The sequence below is a fragment of the Desulfuromonas soudanensis genome, from assembly GCF_001278055.1.
Lineage (GTDB): Bacteria > Desulfobacterota > Desulfuromonadia > Desulfuromonadales > WTL > Deferrimonas > Deferrimonas soudanensis.
In genome coordinates this window covers 3,132,065-3,158,870 of record NZ_CP010802.1, presented here as the reverse complement: position 1 = coordinate 3,158,870, position 26,806 = coordinate 3,132,065, and the positions used below count along the sequence as shown (strand labels likewise).

25 protein-coding genes, 1 tRNA gene and 1 pseudogene are annotated in these 26,806 nt (G+C 58.3%); 18 read left to right on the top strand and 9 right to left on the bottom strand.

Going from position 1 to position 26,806, the window contains the following annotated elements; genetic code table 11:
* Positions 1–33 precede the first annotated feature (33 nt).
* Genes DSOUD_RS14180 through pdhA form a run of 3 tightly spaced genes read right to left on the bottom strand, consistent with a single transcriptional unit; the run spans position 34 to position 3,303 of the window.
* Positions 34–1,209, bottom strand: a complete 1,176-nt coding sequence (locus DSOUD_RS14180; protein WP_053551622.1) for a dihydrolipoamide acetyltransferase family protein — start codon at positions 1,207–1,209, stop codon at positions 34–36.
* 38 nt (positions 1,210–1,247) lie between these two features.
* Complete coding sequence (locus tag DSOUD_RS14175; RefSeq protein ID WP_053551621.1) at positions 1,248–2,225, bottom strand: alpha-ketoacid dehydrogenase subunit beta; 978 nt, start codon at positions 2,223–2,225, stop codon at positions 1,248–1,250.
* 1 nt (position 2,226) lies between these two features.
* Positions 2,227–3,303 (bottom strand): pyruvate dehydrogenase (acetyl-transferring) E1 component subunit alpha, encoded by a 1,077-nt coding sequence (gene pdhA, locus DSOUD_RS14170; RefSeq protein ID WP_053551620.1) that lies wholly within the window; start codon positions 3,301–3,303, stop codon positions 2,227–2,229.
* A gap of 119 nt (positions 3,304–3,422) precedes the next feature.
* Between pdhA and DSOUD_RS14165 the strand changes: the two genes are divergently transcribed.
* The 8 genes from DSOUD_RS14165 to DSOUD_RS14130 all read left to right on the top strand — a co-directional run bounded on the left by DSOUD_RS14165 (position 3,423) and on the right by DSOUD_RS14130 (position 11,179).
* Positions 3,423–3,998: a four helix bundle suffix domain-containing protein gene (locus tag DSOUD_RS14165; protein ID WP_053551619.1), complete on the top strand. Its 576-nt coding sequence runs from the start codon at positions 3,423–3,425 to the stop codon at positions 3,996–3,998.
* A 426-nt stretch (positions 3,999–4,424) separates the two neighbouring features.
* Positions 4,425–5,072 carry an isochorismatase family protein gene (locus DSOUD_RS14160; RefSeq protein ID WP_053551618.1) on the top strand — a complete coding sequence of 216 codons (648 nt, stop codon included), beginning with the start codon at positions 4,425–4,427 and terminating at the stop codon, positions 5,070–5,072.
* 37 nt (positions 5,073–5,109) lie between these two features.
* Positions 5,110–6,303 carry a nicotinate phosphoribosyltransferase gene (gene pncB, locus DSOUD_RS14155; RefSeq protein ID WP_053551617.1) on the top strand — a complete coding sequence of 398 codons (1,194 nt, stop codon included), beginning with the start codon at positions 5,110–5,112 and terminating at the stop codon, positions 6,301–6,303.
* Between the two features lie 17 nt (positions 6,304–6,320).
* Positions 6,321–8,048, top strand: a complete 1,728-nt coding sequence (locus tag DSOUD_RS14150; protein WP_053551616.1) for an NAD+ synthase — start codon at positions 6,321–6,323, stop codon at positions 8,046–8,048.
* Between the two features lie 2 nt (positions 8,049–8,050).
* Complete coding sequence (locus DSOUD_RS14145) at positions 8,051–8,659, top strand: NUDIX domain-containing protein (protein ID WP_053551615.1); 609 nt, start codon at positions 8,051–8,053, stop codon at positions 8,657–8,659.
* 86 nt (positions 8,660–8,745) lie between these two features.
* Complete coding sequence (locus tag DSOUD_RS14140; protein WP_157671883.1) at positions 8,746–9,156, top strand: hypothetical protein; 411 nt, start codon at positions 8,746–8,748, stop codon at positions 9,154–9,156.
* A gap of 105 nt (positions 9,157–9,261) precedes the next feature.
* Positions 9,262–10,608 carry an IS1380 family transposase gene (locus DSOUD_RS14135; RefSeq protein WP_053551338.1) on the top strand — a complete coding sequence of 449 codons (1,347 nt, stop codon included), beginning with the start codon at positions 9,262–9,264 and terminating at the stop codon, positions 10,606–10,608.
* Positions 10,609–10,840: 232 nt separating this feature from the next.
* Positions 10,841–11,179 (top strand): DUF4261 domain-containing protein, encoded by a 339-nt coding sequence (locus DSOUD_RS14130; protein ID WP_053551613.1) that lies wholly within the window; start codon positions 10,841–10,843, stop codon positions 11,177–11,179.
* Between the two features lie 147 nt (positions 11,180–11,326).
* Here DSOUD_RS14130 and DSOUD_RS14125 read toward each other — a convergent pair whose 3' ends face one another.
* Positions 11,327–12,067 (bottom strand): NrtR DNA-binding winged helix domain-containing protein, encoded by a 741-nt coding sequence (locus DSOUD_RS14125; RefSeq protein WP_053551612.1) that lies wholly within the window; start codon positions 12,065–12,067, stop codon positions 11,327–11,329.
* 267 nt (positions 12,068–12,334) lie between these two features.
* On the opposite strand from DSOUD_RS14125, the gene DSOUD_RS14120 reads away from it, so the two are divergent.
* From DSOUD_RS14120 to DSOUD_RS19235, 5 genes and pseudogenes are all read left to right on the top strand, one after another.
* Complete coding sequence (locus tag DSOUD_RS14120; RefSeq protein ID WP_053551611.1) at positions 12,335–13,108, top strand: protein phosphatase 2C domain-containing protein; 774 nt, start codon at positions 12,335–12,337, stop codon at positions 13,106–13,108.
* Between the two features lie 2 nt (positions 13,109–13,110).
* On the top strand, positions 13,111–14,796 hold the full coding sequence (locus tag DSOUD_RS14115; protein ID WP_053551610.1) for a protein kinase domain-containing protein: 1,686 nt from the start codon (positions 13,111–13,113) through the stop codon (positions 14,794–14,796).
* 25 nt (positions 14,797–14,821) lie between these two features.
* Positions 14,822–15,619 carry a cysteine hydrolase family protein gene (locus tag DSOUD_RS14110; RefSeq protein WP_053551609.1) on the top strand — a complete coding sequence of 266 codons (798 nt, stop codon included), beginning with the start codon at positions 14,822–14,824 and terminating at the stop codon, positions 15,617–15,619.
* Positions 15,620–15,638: 19 nt separating this feature from the next.
* Positions 15,639–16,379, top strand: a complete 741-nt coding sequence (locus DSOUD_RS14105) for a VWA domain-containing protein (RefSeq protein WP_053551608.1) — start codon at positions 15,639–15,641, stop codon at positions 16,377–16,379.
* 224 nt (positions 16,380–16,603) lie between these two features.
* A pseudogene (locus DSOUD_RS19235) lies at positions 16,604–16,681 on the top strand (transposase); the annotation flags it as partial.
* A gap of 127 nt (positions 16,682–16,808) precedes the next feature.
* On the opposite strand, the gene DSOUD_RS14100 reads toward DSOUD_RS19235, so the two are convergent.
* From DSOUD_RS14100 to rlmD, 5 genes are all read right to left on the bottom strand, one after another.
* Positions 16,809–18,119, bottom strand: a complete 1,311-nt coding sequence (locus DSOUD_RS14100) for a type II toxin-antitoxin system HipA family toxin (RefSeq protein WP_053551607.1) — start codon at positions 18,117–18,119, stop codon at positions 16,809–16,811.
* Positions 18,119–18,370 (bottom strand): helix-turn-helix domain-containing protein, encoded by a 252-nt coding sequence (locus tag DSOUD_RS14095; protein WP_053551606.1) that lies wholly within the window; start codon positions 18,368–18,370, stop codon positions 18,119–18,121. Before DSOUD_RS14095 ends, DSOUD_RS14100 begins: the two co-directional genes overlap by 1 nt.
* A gap of 183 nt (positions 18,371–18,553) precedes the next feature.
* Positions 18,554–18,649 (bottom strand) — tRNA-Sec (locus DSOUD_RS14090).
* A gap of 19 nt (positions 18,650–18,668) precedes the next feature.
* Positions 18,669–19,250: a sulfurtransferase-like selenium metabolism protein YedF gene (gene yedF / locus DSOUD_RS14085; RefSeq protein ID WP_053551605.1), complete on the bottom strand. Its 582-nt coding sequence runs from the start codon at positions 19,248–19,250 to the stop codon at positions 18,669–18,671.
* A gap of 82 nt (positions 19,251–19,332) precedes the next feature.
* Positions 19,333–20,736 carry a 23S rRNA (uracil(1939)-C(5))-methyltransferase RlmD gene (gene rlmD / locus DSOUD_RS14080; RefSeq protein ID WP_053552398.1) on the bottom strand — a complete coding sequence of 468 codons (1,404 nt, stop codon included), beginning with the start codon at positions 20,734–20,736 and terminating at the stop codon, positions 19,333–19,335.
* Positions 20,737–20,907: 171 nt separating this feature from the next.
* Between rlmD and ispG the strand changes: the two genes are divergently transcribed.
* The 5 genes from ispG to rlmB all read left to right on the top strand — a co-directional run bounded on the left by ispG (position 20,908) and on the right by rlmB (position 26,587).
* Positions 20,908–21,969, top strand: a complete 1,062-nt coding sequence (ispG, locus tag DSOUD_RS14075; RefSeq protein WP_053551604.1) for a flavodoxin-dependent (E)-4-hydroxy-3-methylbut-2-enyl-diphosphate synthase — start codon at positions 20,908–20,910, stop codon at positions 21,967–21,969.
* 124 nt (positions 21,970–22,093) lie between these two features.
* Entirely contained in the window at positions 22,094–23,806 is a 1,713-nt protein-coding gene (locus tag DSOUD_RS14070; protein WP_053551603.1) for a proline--tRNA ligase, read from the top strand.
* Positions 23,807–23,861: 55 nt separating this feature from the next.
* A complete protein-coding gene (locus DSOUD_RS14065) occupies positions 23,862–25,091 on the top strand; it encodes a DUF4388 domain-containing protein (protein ID WP_053551602.1) in 1,230 nt (409 codons plus the stop codon).
* Positions 25,088–25,822: an orotidine-5'-phosphate decarboxylase gene (gene pyrF / locus DSOUD_RS14060; RefSeq protein ID WP_053551601.1), complete on the top strand. Its 735-nt coding sequence runs from the start codon at positions 25,088–25,090 to the stop codon at positions 25,820–25,822. Before DSOUD_RS14065 ends, pyrF begins: the two co-directional genes overlap by 4 nt.
* 3 nt (positions 25,823–25,825) lie before the next feature.
* Entirely contained in the window at positions 25,826–26,587 is a 762-nt protein-coding gene (gene rlmB / locus DSOUD_RS14055; RefSeq protein WP_053551600.1) for a 23S rRNA (guanosine(2251)-2'-O)-methyltransferase RlmB, read from the top strand.
* The last annotated feature ends 219 nt before the right edge of the window (positions 26,588–26,806 follow it).

Genomic DNA, 26,806 nt, shown 5'->3' with positions numbered 1-26,806 from the left:
TTCGACGCCTTTATTCTCCCTTCTCCCCCCGCTTCAAGTTTCAAGCAGAATAAGATCCGGATTCTCGATGTATTCGATCAGGGCGTTGAGGAAGCGGTGGGCGGTGGCCCCGTCGATGATCCGGTGGTCGAAAGTCAGAGAGAGGGGGACGACGGGGCGCGCCACCACCTCCCCGTCCCGGACCACCGGCACCTCATCGATCCGCCCGATGCCGAGGATCGCCGCCTCCGGCGGATTGATGATCGGCGTTCCCCAGATGCCGCCGAGGGCGCCGTAGTTGCTGATCGTGAACGTCCCTCCCTTCAGTTCGCCTGGGCCGATTTTGCGCTCCCGGGCCCGCAGCGCCAGGTCCTGCAGGGCGGCGGCCAGCTCGAGGATGCTCAATTGCCGGGTGTTGCGCACCACCGGCACGAGGAGTCCGTCCGGGGTGTCGACGGCAAACCCGATGTGGACCTGCCGGTGCAGGATGATTTCGCCCCTGTCCTGATCTAGGGTGCTGTTGAGCAGGGGAAAGCGCTCCAGCACCAGCGTGAGGGCCTTGACGATGAAGGGGAGCCAGGTCAGGCGGATACCGCGCTCGGCGGCAAGGGCATGTTCGCGCTCGCGCAGACGGCGCAGGGCGAGGGCGTCGGCCTGTTCCATGACGGTGACGTGGACGGCTCTCGCCGCCGAAGCGGCCATCGTCCTGGCCATGGTCCGGCGCACCCCCCGCAGGGGGATCCGCTCGGCCTCCTGGCCTTTTTCCTTTTCCCCGGCCTTCGCCCGGATCTCCTCTTCGGTAATCCTCTCCTGCGAGGCGCGGCCGCGAAGCTGCCCCAGGTCGACGCCCAGCTCTGCGGCCAGTTTGCGGTCGCGAGGGAGAACGGGCGGCGTCTCCGCGTCCCCCCCGTGGTCGGGCCCGCTCTCCGTCGCCTCTTCGAGCTCGCCGACCACCCCGGCGGCAAAGGGCTCCCCCTTCTCCGTGACCGCCGGCCGGCTCTCTTCGATGAGCGCCAGCACCGTCCCCACCGCGACCACCTCCCCGACCTCGCCGCGCAGCTCGGCCACCACCCCCGCCACGGGGGACGGCAACTCCACCACCGCCTTGTCCGTCTCCATCTCGATGAGCGCCTGATGCTCGGCCACTGTCTGTCCGACCTCGACCAGCCAGCTGCGGATCTCGCCCTCGGCGATTCCCTCCCCGACGTCGGGAAATTTGAATTCAAACATCGCGCGCTCTCCTGAAAAGGGGATAAACGGAAATCACTTCAAAAGCTCATTATCTCCCGCGCCGCCCGGACGATCCGGCCGGCGTCCGGCAGGTAGAAGTGCTCCCCCCGGGGGAGGGGCATGACGGTGTCGAAGCCGGTGATCCTGGCGACCGGCGACTTCAGCTGCAGCAGGGCCCCCTCCATGACCAGGGCGGAAATCTCCGCCCCCAGGCCGGCGGTGCGCGCCGCCTCGTGGACCACCAGACAGCGGCCGGTGCGCCGGACCGAGGCGAGAATCGCCCCGGTGTCGAGGGGGGAGAGGGTGCGCAAATCGATGATCTCCGTCTCCACCCCTTCGGCGGCCAGCGTCTCGGCGGCCTTCTGCGCCTCCCGCACCATCGCCCCCCAGGCGATGACCGTCAGGTCCCGGCCGGAGCGCACCTGCCGGGCCCGGCCGAGGGGAATGGGCTCCATCCCTTCGGCGACTTCCTCCCTGACGGCGCGATAGATCCGCTTCGGCTCGAGGAAAAGGACGGGATCGGGATCGCGGATGGCGCTCTTCAACAGGCCGCAGGCGTCGGCCGGGGAGGACGGGACGACCACCTTGATCCCCGGGGTGTGGACCAGCATCGCCTCGATGCTCTCCGAGTGGTGCTCCGGGGCGTGAATGCCGCCGCCGTAGGGGAGGCGGATCACCAGGGGGGCGGAGTAGACGCCGCGACTGCGGTGGCGATAGCGCCCGACATGGGAGATGATCTGGTCGAGGGCCGGGGGGAGAAACCCCATGAACTGGATCTCCGCCACCGGCCGCAGACCGAGGAGGGCCAACCCGAGAGCCACCCCGACGATCCCCGATTCAGCCAGCGGCGTGTCGATGATGCGCCCGGCTCCGAAGGCCTGCTGCAGTCCTTCGGTGACCCGGAAGACGCCCCCCTCGAGTCCCACGTCCTCGCCGAGGAGGAGGACGTCCGGGTCCCGGGCCAACTCCTCCCGCAGCGCCAGATTGATCGCTTCCACCAGGTTCAGGCTCGGCAATTCATTCCTCCTGCAGGCTGGAGAGGAGAGAGGCTTTCTGCCGGGCGAGGTGCGGCGGCAGCTCGGCGAACATGTAATCGAAGATATCTTCCGGGGCGGGGTCCGGGAAGGCTTCCGCCTTTTGAATACTTTCGGCGATCCACTTCTCGATGTCGGCGGTGATCTCCGCCTCCCAGGCCTCGCTCCACAGCCCTCGCCCCTGGAGAAAGAGGCGGTAGCGCACCAGCGGCTCGAGGGGACGCATCCGCTCCACCTCCTCGGCGCTGCGGTAGCGGCCGGGATCGTCGGAGGTGGTATGGGGGCCGAGGCGGTAGGTGATCGCCTCGATGAGGGTCGGCCCCTCCCCGGCGCGGGCGCGCCTCAGGGCCGCCTCCGTGGCCAGGTAGGCGGCAAGGGGATCGTTGCCGTCGATCTGCACTCCGGGGATGCCGTACCCCACCCCCTTGGCGGCCAGGGCGGTGGCCGCGCACTGGGCCTTGCGGGGGACGGAAATGGCCCAGGCGTTGTTCTGGCAGAAGAAGATGGCCGGCGCCTTGCTGACGCCGGCAAAGGTGAGCGCCTCGTGGAAATCCCCCTCGCTGGTGGCGCCATCGCCGAAAAAGCAGAGGACCGCGTCCTTCTCCCGGCGGTAGGAAATGCCCATGGCCAGGCCGGTGGCATGGAGAATGTGCGTCCCGACGGGAATCGCCACGGGGAGGAAACGCAGCGACTTCGGGATGCGGCTGCCTTCTTCGTGCCCCATCCAGTAGAGGAAAATTCGTTCGAGGGGGACGCCGCGGACCAGGGCCGCCGCCAGCTCGCGAAAGGAAGGGACGATCCAGTCTGTTTCGCTCAGCGCCAGAACGCTCCCCACCTGGCAGGCCTCCTGCCCCTCCACCGGCGGATAGGTCCCCATGCGCCCCTCCCGCTGCAGGGTGAGGCAGGTGCGATCCACCAGGCGCGCCGCCAGCATCCGGCGGAAAATAAGGCACAGCACCTCCTCATCCAAGGCAGGGAGAAGCGCCGGATCGGCATTCCCTTCCGGATCGAGGACCTGCAATCTTTTCCCCTGCAGGGGATCGTAATCGGCTAATTCCATAACCCTCCGACTGTTAATCCAAGATTAACAGGGGGGGAGAGCTAGGCAATCGGCAGGGGAGGAAATTTCTCGGGCGAAAGAAGGAAGAGGGGAGAGGGGAGAGGGGGAAAGGAAGCCGGGTGGCGGCGACCTCCAGCCAGACCGAGCTGCGCCTGGTGAACGTTGCCCGTGCCAGTCTGGATGAACTTTTGCTGGACTACGAAGATTTTCTGCGGCAGCGCGGCAAGCGGCAGTGGACAAAAGATGACGCAGAGGCAAAAGCGGTGCGGGAGGTCGGGAAAAGGTTGGAAAAAGATCCGACTAATCGGTCGGATGTTGCAGCCTACGCCGCCTGGTTGAGGCATTCTGACCCCGCAGTTTTCGCCAACGCGCTCATCTGCCTGATCCACCAGGCCAATTATTTGCTGGACCAGCAGATTGCCGGACTGGAGCGTTCTTTTGTCAACGACGGTGGCTACAGCGAACAGTTGGCAGCGGCACGGGTCAAAAGACGCAATTATCCGACCGATCCGTCGGATGAAAAACCAGCGCTCCCAGCCTGCCCGCTCTGCAGCAAGCCGTTGGTGCTGCGCACGGCAAAGCAGGGGAAGAATGCAGGTTCGCAGTTTCTGGGGTGTTCCGGTTACCTGAATGTAAAAGCACCAGACCGATTGATGAATCAGTTTGATGAGCTGTGGCGAGGGGGACGGTGGTGAATAGTTGATTAGCTCGGCACTTAGTTGACTAATCAATGTCCCCACCAGTAGAGGAGAGTCATGGGGTAACTCAAAGGATAACTTCATGATATGAAATGAAAACCGGTCTACTCGATAGATAATGAAATTTATAGACGCGATCCCAAGTGTTCCCTGAACCTGTTTTCTATTGTTCCCTACCCTTACCTCAACCTCTGGATTCTAGTATCCGGATCGGTCTCCGACCGTATTTCAACGGCAGTAAGTCACATTGATCGTTTCCCCTGTCTCCAGCCCGCGACTTGGTCTCTTCCCAATCGCCTATGTTTGTTGGGTTTTGCTTATCTTATGGCGATATTTTGCTGAAACGGCATTTTTTTACTTGACTACTAATTGACTCAGGGTCATTATGTGTCTAGCGATTCATGGCCTATTCAGGAGGGTGCGATGAAAAAGATAGATCGAAACACCTCGGCTGCATTTGATGTTGACGCACAGCGCGGCTTCACCCCGTTGTGCCCGAACGAACTCCCTGTTCCGGGTGGCGACACCATCGTTGAGGAGTTGAATGCCCAGGCCGTGTTCGCCAGGGTCCGCGTGGCCTCCAAGGATTGTCATCCCAATAAGGCTCCGTGGATTGCATCAAGCCCGGCCGAAGTGCTGACCCCTGTAGCGGGCAACTACCCAAACCTCGACGTCAAGTGGCCTGCTCACTGTGTCGTCGGAACCGAGGGCAATTTGCTGATTCCCGGGCTTCCCGGTGAAAACGACTACGATCTCGTCGTCGGTAAAGGCATCGACCCCGAAAAACACCCGTATGGCGCCTGCTATCACGATCTTGCCAATAGCGAAAGTACCGGCGTGATTGAGTTCTTGAAAGAAAACGGTATCAAGCCGGTCATTGTCGGAGGGCTGGCTACGGAGTATTGCGTGCACCAGACCGCAACTCAATTGCTCAACGCCGGTTTCGCTGTCGTCCTCAATCTTGGCGCATGTCGCGGTCTTGATGCGCAGGTTATTGAAAAAGCTGTCGAGGGATTGCGGAACCTCGGTGCGATAGTTATTGAATCCGCAGCAGAATTAAACGCAGCCTGAAAATATTTAGCAAATCGATTCAACAAGGAGAAGTAAAATGGCGAAGCACAATAAAATCATTCAAAGCCTGCTCGATCAGGATCTTTATAAACTGACCATGCTTCAAACCTATTACCACTTGTTCCAAATTGCCGATGACTGCGAGTTCAAATTCAAATGTCGCAATCCTGGTATTGATCTGGCGCAATTTGTCAGTGAAATCCGCGAGGAACTTGAGTACCTTTGTACCCTGAAGTTCACCGAAAACGAGCTTTGTTACCTGGGTAGGCTCGATTATATTAAAAAGGATTTCATCGACTTTCTCCGGCTTTTCCAGCTCAGCATGAAACATGTTCAACTACACGTCCAAGGTAAAGAGATCGATCTGAGGTTCAAAGGTCCCCTTGTCTATACGAGCATGTTCGAGATCTTCGCTCTGGCGATCATCAATGAGGTCTATTTCCGCAACACCGTTAAGGAACCGAACTGGGATTTGGCGGGTCACAGGCTTCTTGACAAGATCGCGTTGATAAAGAGCCATCCGGAGGTGGCCCGGTTTAAATTCACTGACTTCGGGACCCGGCGCCGCTTTAGTCGCGAGTGGCACTTACAGGTTGTCGAAACGCTCAAGAACCAATTGCCCGACAATTTTGTCGGCACCAGCAATGTTTACCTGGCCCGCGAGCTTTCCCTTACGCCGATCGGGACCATGGCACATGAATTCTTACAGGCCGCACAGGCAATGGGACCGAGACTGATTGACAGCCAGAATTACGCATTGGAGACCTGGGTTAAAGAGTATCGGGGTCGGCTGGGAATCGCCCTGACTGACGTGGTCGGAATGGACGCATTTCTGCGCGATTTCGATCTCTACTTCGCCAAACTGTTCGATGGCCTTCGGCATGATTCCGGTTGCCCGTTTGAATGGGCCAAAAAGGCCATCAATCACTACAGAAAGTTAAAAATCGATCCGATGTCGAAAACGCTTGTCTTCAGCGACGGGCTCGACTTCCCAACTGCTCTCAAGATTTACGATACGTTCAAGGGCGAAGCCAACGTCGCATTTGGCATTGGAACCAACCTGACCAACGATCTTGGGGTTCCGGCTCTGAACATCGTGATCAAGATGACCCGCTGCCGTAACCAGCCGGTGGCTAAAATTTCCGATAGCCCAGGAAAGGAAATGTGCGAGGACGATGCCTTCCTCCAGTACCTAGCCAGCGTTTTTCAAATTAAGCGCCTTCTAGCCTAAATTCGGGAGCCTCAGGCATGCTTATAGCTATCGCCCAGCTCAATTATACGATCGGCGACATTCAGGGGAATGCCACGAAGATTCTTCAGGTCATCGGCGACCAGAAAAACAAGGTCGATCTGATTGTCTTTACCGAACTGGCCTTGACCGGTTACTACCCCCAGGATTTGATCTTCTCGAATCCGGTGTGGCAAGCTGAAGAAGCCGCACTGGCAGAAATCTGCAAGGCGACTGAAAATTCGCGCGCTGCTGTCGTCATCGGTTGTGTGACGAAGAATCCCTTTGCTGGCAAACCGTTCCAAAACAGCATCAAGGTTTTCACCAGCGGGGCCGAGTCTTTTTGCTACTCGAAAAAATTGTTGCCCACCTACAATATTTTCGAAGAGGCACGGCATTTTTCTCCTGGTCAACAGCAAGGCGTCTGGCTTTTCAAAGGCTACAAACTGGGATTTTTGATTTGCGAAGATGGCTGGGGGCAGGCTGAACATAACCTTTATGCATCGCACCCCGTCAATGAACTCAAGGGGCAAGGCCTGGACCTGATCATCAGTGTCAACGCCTCCCCAAGCAACCTCGGCAAACAAAAGCAACGGCGCCAGGTGTTCAAAGACGTCGCTCTCACATGCAATGCGCCCGTTATCTACTCCAATCAGGTTGGTGGCAACGATGAGATCGTTTTCGATGGGGCCTCATTTGCCGTCAATAAATACGGTGAGATGGTTGGCATGATGGCCTCCTTTGAGGAAGCGATCGGCATCCTTGAGTACGACAAAGAGGAAGGGGCGGCGCCTCGTAAAGGTCAATTCACCAAAGCGGAAGGTTTCGGGCATTCCGAGATATCGATTGAGCCCAGGCTCATGGTCAATCAGGCCATGCTTGGCCTGCGGGATTACGTCGACAAGCTCGGTTTTCCCGGTGTTGTGGTGGGATCTTCTGGTGGGATTGACTCTGCCGTCACCCTGGCTTTGGCTGCCGGAGCCCTTGGCCCGGAGCGGGTCAAGGCCATTACCATGCCGTCGAAATATTCGAGCGCAGGCAGTGTCGACGATAGCGTGAAACTTTGCCAGAATCTTGGCATCGAGCTATTTACGCGACCGATCAAGGACGATTTTGATGTTGCCGTCCGCGAGTTTGAGGTAGCGTTCGGAGAAGTCCCGAGTGGTCTCACCCAAGAGAACATCCAGGCCCGGGTCCGTGGGCGAGTCCTCATGGAGTATTCGAACCACACTGGCTATCTTGTCCTCAGTACGGGCAACAAATCCGAGATGGCCGTAGGGTATGCAACCCTGTACGGCGATATGAATGGCGGCCTGAACCTCCTTGGTGATATGTACAAATGCGATGTTTATGCGGTGGCGCGCTGGTTCAACAATGCTTATCCCGAGATGCAGATTCCTATCGAGATCATCGATAAAGCACCGAGCGCAGAGTTGGCCCCCGGGCAGGCCGATACGGACTCGCTGCCCCCATATGAAATCCTTGATGCAATCCTGCGGATTTATATAGAATCTGACCTGCTGTCTGAGGAGGAACGCAATCTTTACCTCGAAACGCTAAAGGCCACATCCGACGCAACGATCAAACGAGTCTGCCGCATGATCGATCGCGCTGAATTTAAACGTCGCCAGGCCCCGCCCATTATCCGCATGCAGCGGCGATCTTTCGGCATCGGGCGTCATCTCCCGATCGTAGCCAAATATCCTGACATTAATAAACTCAGCGACCTTTCGCTGATGCTGAGGTAATCATGCTGACACACGAAAACGTCAAGATCCTTTCCCGAAAACTTGTAACCACCGGCTTCTTGAAGATCTTCAAAATCGAACTGACCCACAGTCTCTTTGCCGGGGGTGAATCGTCGATGGTTCGCCGGGAGCTGATGGAGCGCGGTCAGGCCGTCGCCGTCGTCCTCTTCGATGAACTTCGCAAAAAAGTGGTCCTGGTGGAGCAATTTCGGATTGGCGCCCTGGAAGACCCTCTATCTCCCTGGCTGCTGGAGTTTCCCGCCGGGGTCGTCAAGGAAGGCGAAAAGGATGAGGAAGTGGCATTGAGGGAATGCGAAGAAGAGATCGGTCGCAAACCGACGGCACTCTATAGAATCACCAACTGCTACTTGTCTCCAGGTGGGAGTAGTGAGCGCATCACCATTTTCTATGGCCTGATCGATTCGCATGGCCTCGATAACACGATCAAGGGGCTTGAATGTGAGCACGAGGACATTCGCGTTCGCGTCCTTGACGTCGATGAGGCGGTAAAAATGACCCAAGACGGACGCATTCGCAACGCTTCTACAACGTTGGGACTTTTCTGGTTGGCCAACAAGTTGGGCCTGACATCTGAGGTGTTCGTGCCTTAAAACAGAAAACCCTAGGCTATCTTACAAAGTTGGAAATCAAGATTCTGGGATGATTGTGTGGTTCCAGTGTTCGGAAAGAGGAAAACATGACACCAGAAATGATGATCTGCATCCCTGGACCATGGAATGACCGAACGGATTTCGTTCAGCGAGTCATTGTGCAATCCAAAGGAGACTTCATGTTTGCCGGTGGCATCTTAGCGAATCCGAGAGGGAAAGATCATGTGCCCCTGGAGTTCTGCGCTTCATACGATGACATGCGACGAGCATTCGAGATTGCTGGGCAAGGAAAGATGCCAGCAGACGTCCTAGATGCGATTGCCACCCACAAAAGTGTTGTCTATCTCCGGTTTCCTTTCGATGTCATCGGCCAGAAAAGTAGGTTGCTCAAGTTCACAACATTGATCCGAGACCTCGGCGGCTACGCTGTGAAAATCGAGTCGGCAGGCGTCGCATACACATGGGAAGTTTGGCAAGACCTTATCCTGAATCCGTGAGATTATAGTCATAAATTAGCCATCCAATGCATTCAAGTCATTGAATTTGTTGTCAATTATTGCTAGCATGCAACCCGTCAACATCTCACTTGGCGGGTGAATTCCATGAAGCGTTTCATCATCGAGAAATCCGAGGACGAGTTCTACACCTCCCACTCTGGCGCCGCTCTGATCGGGCTGTGTCTGAACCGCTACACCCCTTTGACCAAGCTATTATACGGGGTGTCCAAACTGAAAAAGGGAGCCATCGCCCACGCCGATGTGGTGCGCGGCTACATCGGGCTGCTCTGTCTCGGCAAGAGCGACTTCGCGGCCATCGAAGGCTTCCGCCAGGATCGTTTCTTCCGCGACGCTCTGGGCCTTGCGGAGGTCCCTTCCGAACCGACCCTGCGCCAGCGCATGAAGGAGCACGCCCAGGCGTTTCGGACCATCGTCAACTACAGCGTCACCGAGTTTCTGCAGAACTCCGGAGCGCTGTTCTCGGCCCTGGCTACCGGTCACGTGCCGCTGGACATCGACGTGTTCACGATGGACAACTCCGGGACCAAGAAGCAGGGCGTCTCGCGCACCTACATGGGCTTCGACGGCTTTGCCCCGATCGCCGCCTATCTGGCCCTGGAGGGGTGGCTGCTGGAGATCGAGCACCGCGAGGGCTCCCAGCACAGCCAGAAGAACTTTATCCCCTTTCTCGCCCGGGTGCTGCACAAGGCCCTGAAGCTGACGGCCGAACCACTTCTGGTGCGGATCGACTCGGCCCACGATGCCTGGGAGACCCGAATCGAACTGGCCGGCCACGAGCGGGTCGACTACATCCTCAAATGGAATCCCCGGGGGCAAGGCAAGACGCTCTGGCATCGGCGGGCCTTTGCCGAAGGCCGCATCAGCGAGCCGCGCCCGGGTAAACGGGTGGCGCTGCTGAGCGTCCGGGACACCCATCAGTGGACCGACGAGGTCGGCACGAAACGGGAGCTCACCTGCCGCCGGGTCGTGCGCGTCATCGAGCGCACTATCGACAAGAAGGGGCAGCTGCTGCTGGAGCCCGACATCGAGATGGAAGGCTGGTGGACCTCCCTGAAGCTGCCGGCCGAGAAGATCATCACCCTCTACGAGGATCACGGCACCAGCGAACAGTTTCACAGCGAACTCAAGACCGACATGGATTTGGAGCGGCTCCCCGCAGAAAATTTCGAGGTGAACAGCTTGGTCATGGCCTGCGCCGCGCTCGCCTACAACATCCTGCGCTTCATCGGCCAGCTCGGCCTGCTGGGCGACAAAACCCCGGTGCGACACAGCGCCAAACGACGGCGACTCAAGACCGTCATCCAGGAGCTGATGTACCTGGCTGCGCGCCTGATCGCCACGGGTCACCGGCTGTACCTGCGCTTCAGCCGCCACAGCGGGCTCTCTTTCGCGGCGTTCGACCGGGTCTATCGGCGCCTGGCCTACGGTTAGGCCACTCTCTCGGCCAACAGACCTGGCAAAAACCCGGGCACCGCAGTGTTCACAGCCGAACTCGTCCTGAAATCGGCACAAACCGGTGCGTAGCGGACAAACTGCCAAAGAGCGGAGGTTACAGAGGCTCTCAGAGAGCCGGTTTTTCAAAATTTGTACAGCCCCAGCCTCCCGAACTCACTTTTCTGGAGGAAAATCACGATGCGAGATTATTGCTCACGGATTCAGGCTTATGTCTTCAGATAATCCCTTTGATCAATACCGTGGTGTTGTGGTCTTGATCGGCGGCGAAGAACACTATTACTCCTGTGGGATGCACCATTTCAATCTTCCGGATTGTCAGATATCGCGACAAATCCCGATATCTGATGCGGCCGACACGATGAATCGATTTAACTATTATCAGATTGTCGAAAACCCCACTTTGGCATCCGGCCACACGTTCAGCTTGACCGAAGATACTCCCTTGTATCGACTCACACTGATCCCCGATGACAGACACGAAGACGATAAATTGTTTAGAAATTCGAACGGTATTTGGGACATGGAGAAAGTCGTACCAACGCATTGAGCACTACGCGACTGACGCTGCGAGAGAAGGAAAACAATGCCCCCAACTCAAGGCGAGATGGGGGCTTTGTTTTAATAACTAATCTCGGTGAAAACTTGCATCACACAAACCAAGTACTTGGAGCTTCAGCTTTCCCCTTCTTTTTCTCTATCTCCCACCTTCCAGATTCCTCTCAAAAACATGTTGGGCAGCCTCGCGAGCAAATCGATAAAGCTTTGCTGGGCGAGTGTCTCCTTCGCGAAAGCCTCCCGTTTCTTCAAGTAGATTTGTTCTGAGAAGCCGCCGCCGCATCATCGGGTTGTCAATATCCTCTTCGAGTAGCACTCGATAGATATTGATCAATTCGGTCAGCGTAAATTCCTCGGGCAGAACGTAGCCCGGCAGCATTGTATAGCGAGCCTTGTTTTGAAGACGTTCCAAGGCTTTTTTAAGAAGCTCTTCGTGATCAAACGCCAGAACTTCTTCAACCTGACCGTTTTGCACTGGGCGCCAGGCCACCTCGGATGCACCGGAGCCTGCCCTCAGCCTGACCTTCTCCGATGACATGAGTGCAAAATAAAGCACTGTCAAAGACCAACCGCGCGGATCACGTCCTTTGCTTCCGACCGTACCAACCTGCTCAAGATAAGGAGCATCGACACCCGTTTTGTCCTTGAGCTTACGCATGGCTGTCGCGTTCAGGTCGTTGTCTCCAACCAGATCGATAAAACCGCCAGGGAGCGACCATTTATCCATATACGGGAATTCATTGCGGCGGACTAACAAGACATTAAGGCTGCCGTTTATGACGGTAAAAATGGTGACATCCACCGTTGCAAGCGGCGCATCGAACTTTTTCGGATCATAGGAAGCAAGAAATTCAGCTTCTGAAGCTGGCAATTTTCCCATAAGTACATTTCTCCGGAACTGCGGCCACTCGCTATCCGCGATCATGCAACTAGTCATTTCCCCCTAACTTACAACATACATATCGTGAGCAGGTCAATAATTATTTTAACTCACAGTCACGAAGCCCGCCTGGTAACACAAAAAACACGCAAAAACGCCACCTTAAGCATTAATAACCCTGAGTCAATATTTTGCTTGACTGGCATATTGACTCTGTGTCAATTTATAGCCAGATAATGACTGTAGGTCAATAAGTGGGGAGCGTCAATGAACCGTTATGCCTTCGACACCTTTTATATGCAGGGGAGCACGCACTTGGTCTGTCAAGACTATGCTCTGGGGGGCATCGCGGACGGTTATCCCTATGCAATCGTTACCGACGGTTGCTCCGGTTCCAGGGACACCGATACCGGAGCCAGAATCCTGGCGAGATGTGCTGCATCGCTTGTCGCTTTGCTCGACAACAAGGACCCTGACATGGCGGCCAAGAATTTTGGCAATTTGACGATACGCCTCTCCCGAGAATTTCTCCTTCCTGGACTCGATAAATCTGCTCTTGATGCGACCTTAATCGTTTGTGTCGCGCTAGCGGACCGGTTTCGCGTCCTCGCCTTCGGTGACGGTGTCATCTTCGCATCCGCCAAGCAGCTTAACGCCATCATCGAATTTACCCACTCCGCCCCGTTTTACCTTAACTACCTGGAAGACGAAGAACGGCTTTTGGCTTATCGGAAAATCGGACCAAGAGTAAGGGTCAACGACGGTGAGTTCAAGAACCCTGAAGATAGGCCGCTACTTTTCGACTTCCCCTACGCCGAAACCGATCGGGTTGGGATCGGCAGCGATGGATGGCTGACATTTACGAATGAACACGGAAGCGTCGTTCCGGTTACCGATCTTGAAAATGAGTTACTTGCCTTCAAAACGACTGCCGGTGCGTTTGTCCAACGCAGGGTTCGCAATGGCCTGGTTAAAAAACTTCAAAAAAATGGATTCTCTGCCGCAGACGATATCTCCTTCGCGGCATTGGTCAAGGAGTGATCATGGCGATCTGGCTGCAATCAAATCCGGTTAAAAAGGTCAACTTAAACCATAACGACTTTGCCGCCGAAGGTGGCGAAGGCCAAGTCTATCTGCTCAATGACCATGCAATCAAAATATACAAAGATCCATCCAAGTGCCTTCTGAAAGGGAAACTAGACGAACTCGCAACTCTCGACCACCCGCAGATTATTCGCCCTCTTTTTCTGGCTGCCGACGACAAGGGCAAGGAGATTGGATATGCGATGAAGCGGCTGAACGAAACCATTAGCTTGTGCAAGCTCTTTACGAACGACTTTAGGGACAGGGTAGGCTTCAATGCCCAGAATGCGGCCGATCTCGTTAAAGAGATCGAAAACGTCCTCAAGCACATTCATAAACCCGGATGCCTGATGGTGGATGTAAACGACATGAACATCATGGTGGACGAGCAACAACTGCGGATACCGTACTTCATTGATGTCGATTCATATCAGACCCGAAGCTACCCTGCGGCGGCCATCATGCCAGCAGTCAAGGATTATCAGAGCCAAGCGCTGTCGACTCTGACCGATTGGTACAGCTTTTCAATCCTTGCCTTTCAGCTTTTTGTCGGCATTCACCCCTTTAAGGGGACGCATGCTCAGTATAAACGCGGGGATCTAGAAGGCCGCATGAAGGACAGCATTTCCGTCTTCAACAAAGACGTGACCCTGCCACGTACTGCGCGAGAAATGAGCCTCATCCCTTCAGAGTACAGAAAATGGTTTGAAGCCCTCTACGTGAACGGCCTTCGAATCGAGCCACCGGGTGTTGCTGGTCCTATCAATCTAACCAAACCAGTCGTTTCCATCGCGTCCGGAACCGCCCTGGAACTCATTCTTGAGAGCGAACAGATCATAACGATCATTGGACTGCTAGGTGACAACCTGATAACGACGGCAGGAGTTTTTGACCTGAAGGGAAGGGTAGTGATCGCAGGAGATGTGCAAGACGCCTACATCGTGTCGCCGGTCACGGGAGAAATTGTCAACGTCACGATCAAAAACAGGCTGCTCCAACTTAAAACCAACCACGCTCAGCTACCCATTGTGCTGGCGGCACAGGATGTCCTGGTTGCAGGCAACAACTTGTTCGTTCGTAACCAGGGACAACTGACAGCGGTCTCCCTCAATCACGTCGCCGGAAAGATCCTCCCTGCTGCGGGAAGATCCTGGTCGGTCATGCCGTACGCTACGCGAATTTTCGACCAGGTTGGATTCCAAAACGCGCTCGGTTCGACGTGGATCATTCTTCCGGGAAGTAACCCGACGCCGACCTGTCAGATCCTTCACGTTCCTGAACTTGACGGTATGAGAATTCAGGAAGCCAGACACGACAAGGGGGTTGTGATGGCCTTGACTGGAGACTCAGGTAAATACGACCTGCACATTCTGCGCGTTGACGAGAAAAATGGGACCTATCAGATCGAGACAGAGCAGGACGTCGATTATCACAGCCCCAGTTTCACTGTCCTCGATAACGGTGTTGTCGCCCACCTGAGATACGACGGGAAACTGGGCCTCTTCCATCGGCTAAAAGGAGCTGCCGCTCAACAGGTTTTCGATGATCCAAGATTGACCGGTAACATGCGCATCGCAAACAATGGCAACCGGGCTTTCATTATCGACAACACCAAGCTGTATCGTCTCAAAACAACCGGACACTAGACCACAACTTGAAAGGAGAGACACCATGGAACTGCAATTTCTCATCATTGACCCGCAACGTGATTTTTGTGAACCAAACGGCGCCCTTTATGTCAACGGCGCCAAAGACGACTCCTTGCGCACCGCAGCAATGATTCGTCGGCTTGGCGAAAAGATCGACAACATTCGCATCACCCTGGATTCTCACCACAATGTCGATATTGCCCATCCTCTTTTCTGGCAGGACAGTGCAAACGGCCAGCATCCGGCACCTTTCACCATCATTACCGCCGAAGACGTGGCCAAGGGTCGATACATCACCACCAATCCCGCATTTCTGAAGCGGGCCACGGAGTATGTCAATCGCCTAAAGGATAACAGCCGCTATCCGCTCTGCATCTGGCCGCCTCACTGCCTGATTGGATCGTGGGGGCACGCCATTCAGGAAGACATTTTCAACGCCGTAAGCGCATGGGAACTCAAGTGCTTCGCCATGGCAGAGATGATCACCAAAGGCTCGAATTTCTGGACTGAGCACTATAGTGCAATTCAGGCTGACGTTCCTGACCCTGAGGACCCGGGAACCCTTTTGAATACCGATTTGATCAAAGCAATAGAATCGGCGGACTTAATCGCCGTCATGGGACAAGCCAAATCTCACTGCCTCGCGAACACGGTGCGCGACATCGCTGATAACTTTGGCGAGGGAAGCATCAAAAAGCTCTGGCTCATCGAGGACTGCGCCTCCAATGTTACCGGCTTCGAAAACCTCGGTGAGGCATTTGTCAAAGACCTCAAAGCAAGAGGAATGAACGTCACTACTTCAAAAGAATTTTTGGCTTGAATCAGAAAGGAGAGAAGCCATGGGCAAACTGATGAACAAAATGGATAATATGCCGATACCGGGAAGTTCCTTTCAATACTCGGCGGTGCGCATCGAAGACCTCGGGGCGACTGAGTACACTTTGGTCACTGTGGCCGTAGACCAGTCGAGCAGTGTTTCAAGTTTCAGGTCCGAGTTGATTGCCACCCTCAAGGAAATTGTGCGTGCCTGCCAGCGCAGCCCAAGAAAAGAAAATCTCATGATTCGCGTCATTGGTTTCAACGATAACTGCACGGAGGTCCATGGTTTCAAACTGCTCGGCATGCTCAGCGGTGACGAATACCAAAAGCTTTCTCCGCAAGGCATGACCGCCCTCTTTGACGCGACTTACGACGCTGTTGCTGCTACCGCCGGGTACGCAAAGAGCCTGGTGCAGCAAGATTTCAACACCAACGGGATCGTCTTTGTCATCACTGATGGTTGTGACAACAGATCAAAGGCAACTCCGTACAAAATAGCCGAGGCAAAGAAGAAATCGTTACTCAACGAAGAAATAGAATCGCTTCTGACGATCTTAATCGGTGTTAACATCAAGGATAGGGCTGTCCACGATGAACTTGTGCGATTTGAAGCCGAGGGCGAGTTCGACCAGTTCGTTGAACTCAAAGATGCTACCGCCGATACCCTTGCCAAAGTAGGTGGATTTGTCAGTCGCTCAATATCCAGCCAAAGCCAGGCGCTCGGAACAGGCGGTCCAAGTCAACCCCTCACCCTCCATTGAGTGATAACGCTACAGCAAAGTCTGAAACAAATAATAATTCGGCACAATAAAGAGGTGTCCGCGAGCTTGCGGGCACCTCTTTATTTGCCACGGCCCAGATGCATTACTTTCCCTTGGCAACACTCATCGCAACAACCGGGTCCCACTTGCCAAGGAACAGCCGGGTTGGACATGCCCAAGTTGCTGAGCCGCGCGGATGTCGTTACTTTTAGCCGGGGCACGTCTTGCCTATCACACATCGTTGTCACAAAAAGGAATTTCTACTCAAATTTTCTCGTGATCGCCGGGCGTGGGTGAGTTGGTACATCAACGAGTCGGATTTGCCAAAGGTCCTGATCACTCTGGAGGAGAGATTGCTTTTGGTATATCCTACCTCGGTGCCACAAGCACAGAAGAGGCCGGCTCCTTCGGGAGCCGGCCTCTTCTGTATTATTCCCGGATACGCTCTCTCGCTCGTTTCATCCCTTCAAAAATCGGGGTTGCAACATCGTCCGGGAACTGTTTGGGTAATTCCCCCTCGACTTGGGCGATGACCCGATCCAGGTCTGCCAGGACTCTTTCGATGATCTGAGCCATCTCGTCTTCCGGAAAGTTGCATCGTTTGGCGGTCGATATCCAGTGGCGATGAAACATCTGCTCCCAGAGGTGATGGTGCTGTCTCCCCTTTAAGGACATCGCCATGGACACTTTTCTCTGCTCATATTGCCCTTTGCCGACCAGAGGATAGACGGAGATCACATCATAGGCAGGCGTGAGTTGAAATGCTCCTCCCGGACGCAGGAATATGCTGAAATTCTTGGCATGTCCGTCAATTGCCCCCATGACCCAAAACAGAAAGACCTGGGTCATGAAGGTTTTGCGATCGGCAAGGCCGTTACTTGATCCAAGCAACAACTCCATGATCTGCTCAATGCCGGGGCCGCCGTCGGATTCATATTTCAGCGAGGGAGAAATGCCCAGAGCCTGGCACATATCCTCTTGCGGGAGGCGTATCAGCCAAGTTCCGTCCTCGGACCAGCGGCGATCGAATCGCTCAACGACCAAGGCCTTTACCCCTTCAAACGACATCATCTCCGTGTGTGCAACAGGAAGGCCATAGGCTTTGAGAACGGCATGGCAAAGCCATTCATTCTCGACGCTATCGCTCAGGTCCAGGTTGCTGTGTTCGATTCGTCCAATCGGAAGCTTGAAAATGTGGCTCGTCGGGGTGGTTCCCAAAGGGCGATGCCATTTATCATTGCGCCTCAGGAAAGCCGTTTTCTCCTGTGCCCCGGCCAGCGAAATGCGGAATTCCCTGTCCTCCCGCATGCCAAGGGGCATGGTTCTGTAGCCTTGGAGTGTTTCGGCAATGTCCGCATCACTCAACGGTTCGGATTCGATCTTTTGCACATCGACCAGGATGTCTTCAGGGGAAAGCTGTATTGCCCCGACGCAGTCTCTGCCGATGTGCCACAATAAATCAAATCCTCTGTTGGAGCGGGCGCCAAACCTTTTCTGAATGCGGTTCCTGATCGGCTGGCTGTCAGGAAGAAGATTGTCAAAATAGTTCTCGACGATATCGCCAGAATAGATTTGTTCCGCCATGGGCATCGAAAGTGACAGGGGCCGGCCTGATTTGCTCCTCAGCCAACCGGCTTCATAGCGGAATTCCAGCTTCCCGCTGGATACGCGGGAGAGGAGGCCAATTTTTTCGCCGTTCATGAAGACAAAAAGTTCTGCTCCTTGACGTTTGCGGCCCATTACCAGTTATCTCCTTCATGCTGGTCAGATGCTTTATTGCGGGGCCTCAGGATGATTTCCATGTCCAGAGCTGCGAGAAGGCGAAATAGCGTGTCTATGCGGGCGTTGGATTCCCCACGCTCAATCTTTGACAAGGTCGGTTGGTCAATACCCACCGACTTTCCGGCCGCAGTCTGGCTTAATCCCTTCTTTTTTCGCGCATCCCGAACAATGAGCCCAAGACTTGTCGGTGATGTGGCTTTTGTCCCCATGGCGATCTCCTTACCTATAAGGTCGACTTCTTCAAAGCGTATAGCTATTAAGCTATAAAACTAGGATATAGTCAATAGGGCATAAAATAAAAAAAGTGCTCAATAGCTATAGAAAAAAGGCTCATGTCGGTGCAACAAAGACAGAAGAGGCCGGCTCCTTCGGGAGCCGGCCTCTTCTGTTGTTGGCGGGAGTACATGGGAATCGAACCCACCGGGGACGGGATACGCCCCCCACCGGTTTTGAAGACCGGGAGCGTCACCAGACTACTGCCTACTCCCAAAAAGGGGTTGTGCAATGTTAAAGGCGGATGATCCGCCCGGCGTGCTGCAACGTTTCGGCGATCTCCAGCATGTTGGTGGAGCGGCCGGCTTTGAGATCACCCTTGAGGTGGAAGAATTCGAGGCACAGGCCGCAGGAAGCGATATCGGTCCCCATGCAGGCGATCTTGTCGAGGGCCTCGAGGACTTCGGAGCAGGTGCAGGTCAGCTTGACCCCGGCATTGACGAAAAGGAGGACGTCGGGGACGACCTCGAGTTCGGTGAGGGTGAAGAAGTAGTTCTTCAGCAGGATCCGCCCCAGCTCGTCGCTGCCGCTGCCGAGGGTGTCGGCGGCAATGAGCGCCACGGTCTTCCCCTGGATGGCCGCCGCGCCTTTCTTCTGAACGGTGCTCCCCGGGGTCAGCTCGAGGGAGACGCCCCCTTCGGTGTCGCCGGTTATGATGTTGAAACCGAGGGTCCTGACGAGGCGGCTGACGTTTTCCACCGCAATCGGATCGCCGAGGAGGACCCGCAGGGGGGCGTCGGGAGCGGCAAGGAGGGCCTTGCGGGTTTCCACGACGGGGTGGGGGCATTTGTGGGCGCGGCAGTCCAGGGTCTTCATCGGTTCTCCGGAAGATTATAGTCGATGGTGCGCCTAACTATAGGGGGAAGGGCCATCGGTTGCAAGGGCCATCCGAGCTTTTCTACCCCTGCGCCGGCACCAGCCGGGCCACGGCTTCGATGTGGGGCGTCTGGGGGAACATGTCCACCGGCTGGATCTCCTCGGTGCGGTAGCCGAGGGAGGAAAGGATGTCCAGGTCCCGGGCCAGGGTCAGGGGGTTGCAGGAGACGTAGATCAGGGTGCGCGGCTCGAGTCCGGCCAGGGCCTCGAGGACCTCGCGGTCGCAGCCGCTACGCGGGGGGTTGACCACCGCGACGCCACCGGGGGGGATCTCCAGGGCGAGGTCGTGGACGAGTTCGGCGGCGTCGCCGGCGACAAAGGTGCAGGTACGGATGTTGTTCATCCGGGCGTTCTCCCGGGCGTTGCGCACCGCCTCCTCGACGACCTCGATACCGATGACCCGGGCGCCGTCCCGGGCCAGGTTCATGGCGATGCCGCCGATGCCGCAGTAGAGATCGACGGCGCAGTCGCCGGGGGCAAGGGCGGCCCACTCGCGCACCAGTTGATAGATGCGGGCGGCCTGGTCGTTGTTGACCTGGAAGAAGGAGGACGGGGCGATGCGCAGCTGGATGTCGCCGACCTGGTCGATGAGGTCGGGTGTGCCGAGGATGCGCACCGTCTCCTTGCCGAGGATGACGTTGCCCGAGGAGGGGTTGATGTTCTGCTGCACCGAGACGACTTCGGGGACCTTGCTTTTGAGTCCTTTGGCCATATGGGTCAGTTCGCGGAAGTTGCGCTCGGCGGTAACGAAGGTCACCATCGCCTTGCCCAGTCCCGGACTGACCTTGATGGCCAGGTAACGCAGGAGGCCGCGACGGGTGACGGAGTTGTAGATGTAGATTTCCTGGCGCTCAACCTCGTCCTTGACGACCTTGGCGATGCGGTTGATCAGCGGGTGGTGCAGGGGGCAGTCCTCGATGTCGACGACGTCGTGGGAGCCACGGCGGTAGAGGCCGATCTTGACCTTCCCCCGCTCCTTCCCCATGACCAGCTTGGCGTTGGTGCGATAGCCGAAGGGATGGGCCGCTCCCCAGACCGGGTGGAGCCGGATCCCCTTGAGGGGGTCGTAGGCGTCGAGGGCGTAGCGTATTTTGTCCTGCTTGAAGTAGAGCTGGCTCTGGTAGTTCATGGCGATGAGCGAGCACCCCTGGCAGGCCCCGGCGTGCTTGCAGGGGTTCACGACGGTGCGGCTGGGGCTCTTGCGCAGAACCTTCCCGAGGCGGCCGATGAGCTGGTGCTGCCCCTTATGCTCGATGACGACCGAGACCGCTTCCCCCTTGAGGGCGCCGGGGACCAGGAGGTCCTTCCCTTCGTGGCGGGCGACACCGATCCCTTCGTCGTTGAGGCGTTCGATGACGATATCCAGGGAGCGGGGGGCGGTCCGCCTTTTGCCGGGTTTTCGGGGAGTCTGGGGTTCTTTTGCCATGATCTTGAATGCCTCGTCCTTGCTGGTCCGTTTGAATTCTGGCACATTAACCTCTCACCGGTTTCCTGTCAATCTCTTGTCTGCTTGACGCAGCCGCCGCGCCGCCGGTACACTCGACCCCTTCCGGGGCGTTTTCAGGACCCCGCCATCCCCCCTGTGGAGGTTGCCGCCATGCCCCGCCTCACCCGCCAGATCCACGTCGGCTCCGTCGCCATCGGCGGCGGCGCCCCCGTCTCCGTCCAGTCGATGTGCAGCACCGACACCCGCGACGTTCCCTCGACCCTCGGCCAGATCCGCCGTCTTGCCGAGGCCGGGTGCGAGATCGTGCGCTGCGCCGTTCCCGATGCCGAGGCCGCCTCCGCCCTGGCGTCGATCTGTGCCGGAAGTTCCCTGCCGGTGATCGCCGACATTCATTTCGACTACCAGCTGGCCCTCTCCTCCCTTTCCGCCGGGGTCGCCGGGCTGCGTCTCAACCCCGGGAACATCGGGGCGCGCTGGAAGGTCGAGGAGGTGGTCCGGGCCTGCGCCGAGCGGCGCGTCCCGATCCGCATCGGCGTCAACGGCGGCTCCCTGGAAAAGGAGCTGCTGGAGAAGTACGGCCACCCCACGTCCGAGGCGATGGCCGAGAGCGCCCTCGGTCACATCCGCATCCTCGAGGACCTCGGCTACGCCGAGATCAAGGTGAGCCTCAAGGCCTCGGACATCCGCCGCACCGTCGAGGCCTACCGCCTCCTGGCCGCCGAGGTCGACTACCCGCTGCATATCGGGATCACCGAGGCGGGAACCACCTGGGCCGGCACCGTCAAGAGCGCCGTCGGCATCGGCACCCTCCTCTACGGCGGCCTCGGCGACACGCTGCGGGTCTCTCTCACCGGCGACCCCGTGGAGGAGGTGCGGGTCGGCTGGGAGATCCTCAAGAGCCTCGGCCTGCGGGAACGCGGGCCGGTATTCATCAGCTGCCCGACCTGCGGACGCTGCCAGATCGATCTGATTCCCATCGCCGAGGAGGTGGAAAGACGCCTCCACGACCTGCCGAAGACGATCACCGTGGCGGTCATGGGGTGCGTGGTCAACGGCCCCGGGGAAGCGCGGGAAGCCGATGTCGGCATCGCCGGCGGTCGCGGTCAGGGGCTCCTCTTCCGCCGCGGCGAGGTGGTCCGCAAGGTCCCGCAGCACGAGCTGGCAGACGCCCTGGTGGCCGAGGCCTGGAAAGTGGCCGCCGAGAAGCCCTGAACCGGGGGGAAGAGGGCCGAAGTTTCCTTGCTTTTCCCGATAAAATACGCTAGGTTTCTATCTCTTTTTTCCGCCCCGGCGGCCCCTCCGCCCGCTCCCATCCCATTCAAGAGGTACAGAGTCCATGCGCTACAGCGAATATCTTCTGTCGACTCTCAAGGAAACCCCCGCCGACGCCGAGATTACCAGCCATCAGCTCATGCTGCGGGCCGGCATGATCCGCAAGGTCGCTGCCGGGATCTACAGCTACCTCCCCCTGGGGCTGCGCTCCATCCGCAAGGTGGAGCGGATCATCCGCGAGGAGATGGAGCGCGCCGGAGCCATCGAACTGCTGATGCCGATGGTCATCCCCGCCGAACTCTGGGAGGAGTCGGGGCGCTGGGAGCAGTACGGCAAGGAGCTGATGCGCCTCAAGGACCGCAAGGACACCTCTTTCTGCCTCGGCCCGACCCATGAGGAGGTCATTACCGATATCGTCCGCCGCGAGGTCCGCTCCTACCGGCAGCTCCCCCTCAACCTTTACCAGATTCAGGGGAAGTTCCGCGACGAGATCCGCCCCCGCTTCGGGCTCATGCGCGGCCGCGAATTCATCATGAAGGATGCCTACTCCTTCGACATCGACGAGCAGGGGCTGGACGTCGCCTACGAGAAGATGTATCAGGCCTATCGGCGGATCTTTGAACGCTGCGGCCTGAAATTCCGGGCGGTGGAGGCCGACACCGGCAACATCGGCGGCACCGCCTCCCACGAATTCATGGTTCTGGCCGATTCGGGGGAAGACGCCATCGTCTCCTGCGACAGCTGCCAGTATGCGGCCAACGTCGAGAAGGCCGAGGTCCGGAATTCCGTCGCCTCTCCTCCGGCACCGACTTTGGAGATGTCCCGGGTTTTGACTCCGGCGCGCAAGACCATCGAGGAGGTGGCCCTCTTCCTCGAGACGGCTCCCGAGCGCCTGGTCAAGACGTTGATCCTGCAGACCGACGGCGGCGAACATCTCGCCGTCCTCCTGCGCGGCGACCGCGAACTCAACGAGATCAAGCTCTGCCGGCTTCTCGGGTGCAACGAGGTCGAACTGGCCAGCGAGGAGACGGTGATCCGGGTCACCGGCGCGCCGAGCGGTTTTGCCGGCCCCGTCGGCCTTTCTTTGCGCATCCTCGCCGACCACGAGGTGGCGGGGATGGCCGACTTCATCTGCGGCGCCAACGAGAAGGACCTGCACCTCGCCGGCGTCAATCTCGGTCGGGATTTTTCCGTGGAGGCTCTGGCCGATCTGCGCCAGGCCGTGGCCGGCGACCCGTGCCCGCGCTGCGCCGGCAAACTGGAGAGCTGGCGGGGGATCGAGGTCGGTCACGTCTTCAAGCTCGGCACCAAGTACTCCAAGGCCCTGAACGCCACGGTCCTCGACGACCAGGGGCAGGAGCGGCTGCTGATCATGGGGTGCTACGGGATCGGCGTCGGCCGCACCGTCGCCGCGGCCATCGAGCAGAACCACGACGAGAACGGGATCATCTTTCCCATGCCGATCGCCCCCTTTCAGGTGCTGGTCACCATGGTCAACCCCAACGACGAGGCGGTCAACGCCGCCGCCGTCGACCTCTACCGGGCCCTTCAGGATTCGGGGATCGAGGTCCTTCTCGACGACCGCGACGAGCGCCCCGGCAGCAAGTTCAAGGATGCCGACCTCATCGGCATTCCGCTGCGGGTCACCGTCGGCGCCCGGGGTCTCAAGGAGGGGGCGCTGGAGCTCCAGGAACGCCGGGGCGGGGAGCGCACCATGCTTCCGCTGGCCGAGGCGGCCGGACTTCTGACCGAGCGGGTCCGCAAGGCCCTGCTCTGAGCCGCGCGTCCCCGGATCTCCAGGTTGACAACACAGGGAAGGGTAGGTCGAGGTCATGAGCAAGATCACCATTGACAGCAACGGTCGCATCGCCGTTCCCCAGCAGGCGGCCCGGGAGATCGGGTCCCGCGCCCTCGAACTCTCCTCCTACTCGGGTCAGCACCTGCTGCTGACCTCCCCCGATCCCGGTGAGCCGTTGGTCCTCACCGGGATCCTCGGCGAACTGGGGGTGGCCGATCTCCTCTCCTTTTTCAACATGTTCCGCAAGACCGGAGTGCTGCGCTTTTACCTTGCCGGCGGCACCAAGTCCCTCTACTTCCAGCAGGGAGAAATCGTCTTCGCCACCAGCACCTTCCCCGAGGAGGATCTGGGCGAGGTTCTCAGCTCCCTGGGAAAGGTCGACCAGGAGACGCTGCAGAAGGCCCGGCAGTTTGCCACCGGACGCACCACCATCGGCAAGATTCTCGTCGACAGGAAGGTCGTCACCCCCAAGGATCTGTGGCTGGCCAGCCGCAATCAGGTTGAAGCCATCGTCTACCATCTTTTCGCCTTTCATCAGGGGAGCTACTCCTTCGTCGCCAAGGTCCTCGAGAAGGAGGAAATCGTTCGCCTCTCCATGAGCACCCAGAACCTGATCATGGAGGGACTGCAGCGGGTCGATGAACGGGCCCTCTTTCTGCGCCGCATCCCCTCTTTCGATCTCTTGCCGGTGCCGACCGGCGAAAAGGAGGAGGGGCTCAGCCCCGCCGAGGAGCGCATGGTCCGGTTGCTCCGCCAGGGGCGCTACGACGTGAGGACGACCCTGCGCAAGAGCGCCCTCGGGGAGTTCGAAGCCCTCAAGATCCTCTACCACCTTCTCGAAAAGGGGGCGGTGCGCCTCGAGGAGGCCGCGGAGGTGGCCATCGACGGCGATCTCGGCGAGATCCTCTCGGTCTTCAACGGCGCCCTGGTCTCCCTTTTTCGCCGTGTCAGTGAAAAAAACAGCGGATTCGAGCAGGAATTGCGCACCTTTCTGCGGGATCTCCCCCAGCCCTTCTCCTACGTCTTCCGGGATGTCTCTTTCCAGGGAGACGGCGCCGTCGACGGCACCAGGATCCTGGCCAACCTTGCCGGCCTCGAGGAGGGGGAAAAGAAGCGCCTTCTCGCCGATGCCCTCAGCGAGGTGGTCTACATGGAATGTATCGCCGCGCGGCGGGATCTGGGCGTCAGCGAGTCGGCCGATCTGATCCGGCGGGTTCAGGAGATTTCCCGGCGCGTTAAAACCCTTATCGGGAGGAGTGAATGAACGAAGAAGCCAGAAAACGGCTGATTTTTGCCCTGGATGTCGACTGTTTCGAGGATGCGGAGAAATGGGTCAAGCTCCTGCATCGCCAGGTCGGACTCTTCAAGGTCGGCAAGCAGCTCTTTACCCGCTGCGGCCCGGAGGTGGTGCACATGATCCGCGGCGAGGGGGGGGAGGTCTTCCTCGATCTCAAGTATCACGACATACCCAACACCGTCGCCATGGCCGGCGTCGAGGCCTGTCGTCTCGGAGTCCGGATGTTCAACGTTCATGCCCTCGGCGGCCGGGAGATGATGGAAAAGACCGTGGCCGAAGTCGACGCCCTCTATCCCCGGGGAAACAAGGATCGTCCCCTGCTGCTGGCCGTGACGATCCTGACCTCCTCCACCGAGGAGACCCTGCGCGGCGTCGGCATCGATCGGCCGGTCTCCGAGATGGTGCCCCGTCTGGCGCGTCTCGCCCAGGAGGCGGGGATGGATGGCGTCGTCGCCTCTCCCCGGGAGGTCGGGCTGATCCGTCAGGCCTGCGGCGGGGATTTTGCCGTGGTCACCCCCGGCGTGCGCCCCGGTTTTGCCGCCCTCGACGACCAGAAGCGGGTGACGACTCCCGGCGAGGCGATCGCTGCCGGAGCCGACTATCTGGTCATCGGACGGCCGATCGCGGCGGCGAGCGACCCCGTCGCGGCGGCGGAGGCCATTCTCGCCGAAATGACCCTTGCCCTGGAGCGCGTCTGACCGATGTCGGAATTTGTTTACGGAATCAATCCGGTGCGGGAGGGGTTGCAGGGGGTGCGGCGGCGTCCCCTCGAAATGTTCGTCGCCCGCGATCAGCGTTCGGCGCGGATCGAGGAGTTGATCGCCGAGGCGCAGACGGCGGGGGTCCCGATGCGCATGCGGGACAAGGGGGATCTCGATCGGCTGGCGGGAAATCCCCATCATCAGGGGGCGGTGCTGCGCATCGAACCCTTCGCCTATGTGGCGTTCGAGGACCTGGTCGCACTGTGGCGCAATTCGGGGGAGAAGGCGTTCTTCGTCGTGCTCGACGGCATCACCGATCCCCATAACCTGGGGGCGATCCTGCGCAGCGCCGAGGCCGGCGGCTGCCACGGGGTCATCGTCCCCAAGGACCGGGCCTGCCCGGTGACGGGGGTGGTGGACAAGGCCAGCGCCGGAGCCCTGGAGCATATTCTCCTCTGTCAGGTGACCAACCTCTCCCGGACCCTCGAGGCCCTGAAAGGGGAGGGGGTGTGGATCTACGGTCTGGCCGGAGAGAGCGCCACCACCCTCTACCAGGCCGAACTTTCGGGGGACCTGGCTTTGGTGGTCGGCAGCGAAGGTGCGGGGATGCGCCCCAACGTCAGTCGCCACTGCGACCATCTTCTGTCGATCCCCATGCATGGCAGCGTTTCCTCCCTCAACGCCTCGGTCGCTGCGGGGGTGGCCCTCTTCGAGGTGGTGCGGCAACGGCTGGGAAAAGAGAAGGGTGTTCAGGAGGGATAAATCAGGGGGGGCCGAGGGGGGACCGGTTCGTCCTGACCCGGGGAAACGTGGGACAAAAAAATGGGGCACCCCCAGGAGGGAAGGGATGCCCCTAAATGTTGCGCTTGTCGGTTAGAAACATAACCGATCCGGTCATGAATGTCAAGGGGGAGAGTCGGCCGTCGTTTGGCATTGACAAGACCTCTTCGGAAGGATAATTAGGAATTAATTATTCTCCAG

Excerpts from the sequence above, each read along its gene's own strand:
- DSOUD_RS14095 (WP_053551606.1), bottom strand. The coding sequence starts at position 18,370 with ATGGGGACAAAAGCCACATCACCGACAAGTCTTGGGCTCATTGTTCGG.
- DSOUD_RS14065 (WP_053551602.1), top strand. The coding sequence starts at position 23,862 with ATGAGCAAGATCACCATTGACAGCAACGGTCGCATCGCCGTTCCCCAG.
- DSOUD_RS14135 (WP_053551338.1), top strand. The coding sequence starts at position 9,262 with ATGAAGCGTTTCATCATCGAGAAATCCGAGGACGAGTTCTACACCTCC.
- yedF (WP_053551605.1), bottom strand. The coding sequence starts at position 19,250 with ATGAAGACCCTGGACTGCCGCGCCCACAAATGCCCCCACCCCGTCGTG.
- rlmB (WP_053551600.1), top strand. The coding sequence starts at position 25,826 with ATGTCGGAATTTGTTTACGGAATCAATCCGGTGCGGGAGGGGTTGCAG.
- DSOUD_RS14110 (WP_053551609.1), top strand. The coding sequence starts at position 14,822 with ATGGAACTGCAATTTCTCATCATTGACCCGCAACGTGATTTTTGTGAA.
- DSOUD_RS14140 (WP_157671883.1), top strand. The coding sequence starts at position 8,746 with ATGACACCAGAAATGATGATCTGCATCCCTGGACCATGGAATGACCGA.
- pncB (WP_053551617.1), top strand. The coding sequence starts at position 5,110 with ATGGCGAAGCACAATAAAATCATTCAAAGCCTGCTCGATCAGGATCTT.
- DSOUD_RS14160 (WP_053551618.1), top strand. The coding sequence starts at position 4,425 with ATGAAAAAGATAGATCGAAACACCTCGGCTGCATTTGATGTTGACGCA.
- rlmD (WP_053552398.1), bottom strand. The coding sequence starts at position 20,736 with ATGGCAAAAGAACCCCAGACTCCCCGAAAACCCGGCAAAAGGCGGACC.
- DSOUD_RS14130 (WP_053551613.1), top strand. The coding sequence starts at position 10,841 with ATGTCTTCAGATAATCCCTTTGATCAATACCGTGGTGTTGTGGTCTTG.
- pyrF (WP_053551601.1), top strand. The coding sequence starts at position 25,088 with ATGAACGAAGAAGCCAGAAAACGGCTGATTTTTGCCCTGGATGTCGAC.
- DSOUD_RS14115 (WP_053551610.1), top strand. The coding sequence starts at position 13,111 with ATGGCGATCTGGCTGCAATCAAATCCGGTTAAAAAGGTCAACTTAAAC.
- DSOUD_RS14125 (WP_053551612.1), bottom strand. The coding sequence starts at position 12,067 with ATGGGAAAATTGCCAGCTTCAGAAGCTGAATTTCTTGCTTCCTATGAT.
- DSOUD_RS14150 (WP_053551616.1), top strand. The coding sequence starts at position 6,321 with ATGCTTATAGCTATCGCCCAGCTCAATTATACGATCGGCGACATTCAG.
- DSOUD_RS14145 (WP_053551615.1), top strand. The coding sequence starts at position 8,051 with ATGCTGACACACGAAAACGTCAAGATCCTTTCCCGAAAACTTGTAACC.
- DSOUD_RS14105 (WP_053551608.1), top strand. The coding sequence starts at position 15,639 with ATGGGCAAACTGATGAACAAAATGGATAATATGCCGATACCGGGAAGT.
- DSOUD_RS14070 (WP_053551603.1), top strand. The coding sequence starts at position 22,094 with ATGCGCTACAGCGAATATCTTCTGTCGACTCTCAAGGAAACCCCCGCC.
- DSOUD_RS14100 (WP_053551607.1), bottom strand. The coding sequence starts at position 18,119 with ATGGGCCGCAAACGTCAAGGAGCAGAACTTTTTGTCTTCATGAACGGC.
- DSOUD_RS14180 (WP_053551622.1), bottom strand. The coding sequence starts at position 1,209 with ATGTTTGAATTCAAATTTCCCGACGTCGGGGAGGGAATCGCCGAGGGC.
- ispG (WP_053551604.1), top strand. The coding sequence starts at position 20,908 with ATGCCCCGCCTCACCCGCCAGATCCACGTCGGCTCCGTCGCCATCGGC.
- DSOUD_RS14120 (WP_053551611.1), top strand. The coding sequence starts at position 12,335 with ATGAACCGTTATGCCTTCGACACCTTTTATATGCAGGGGAGCACGCAC.
- pdhA (WP_053551620.1), bottom strand. The coding sequence starts at position 3,303 with ATGGAATTAGCCGATTACGATCCCCTGCAGGGGAAAAGATTGCAGGTC.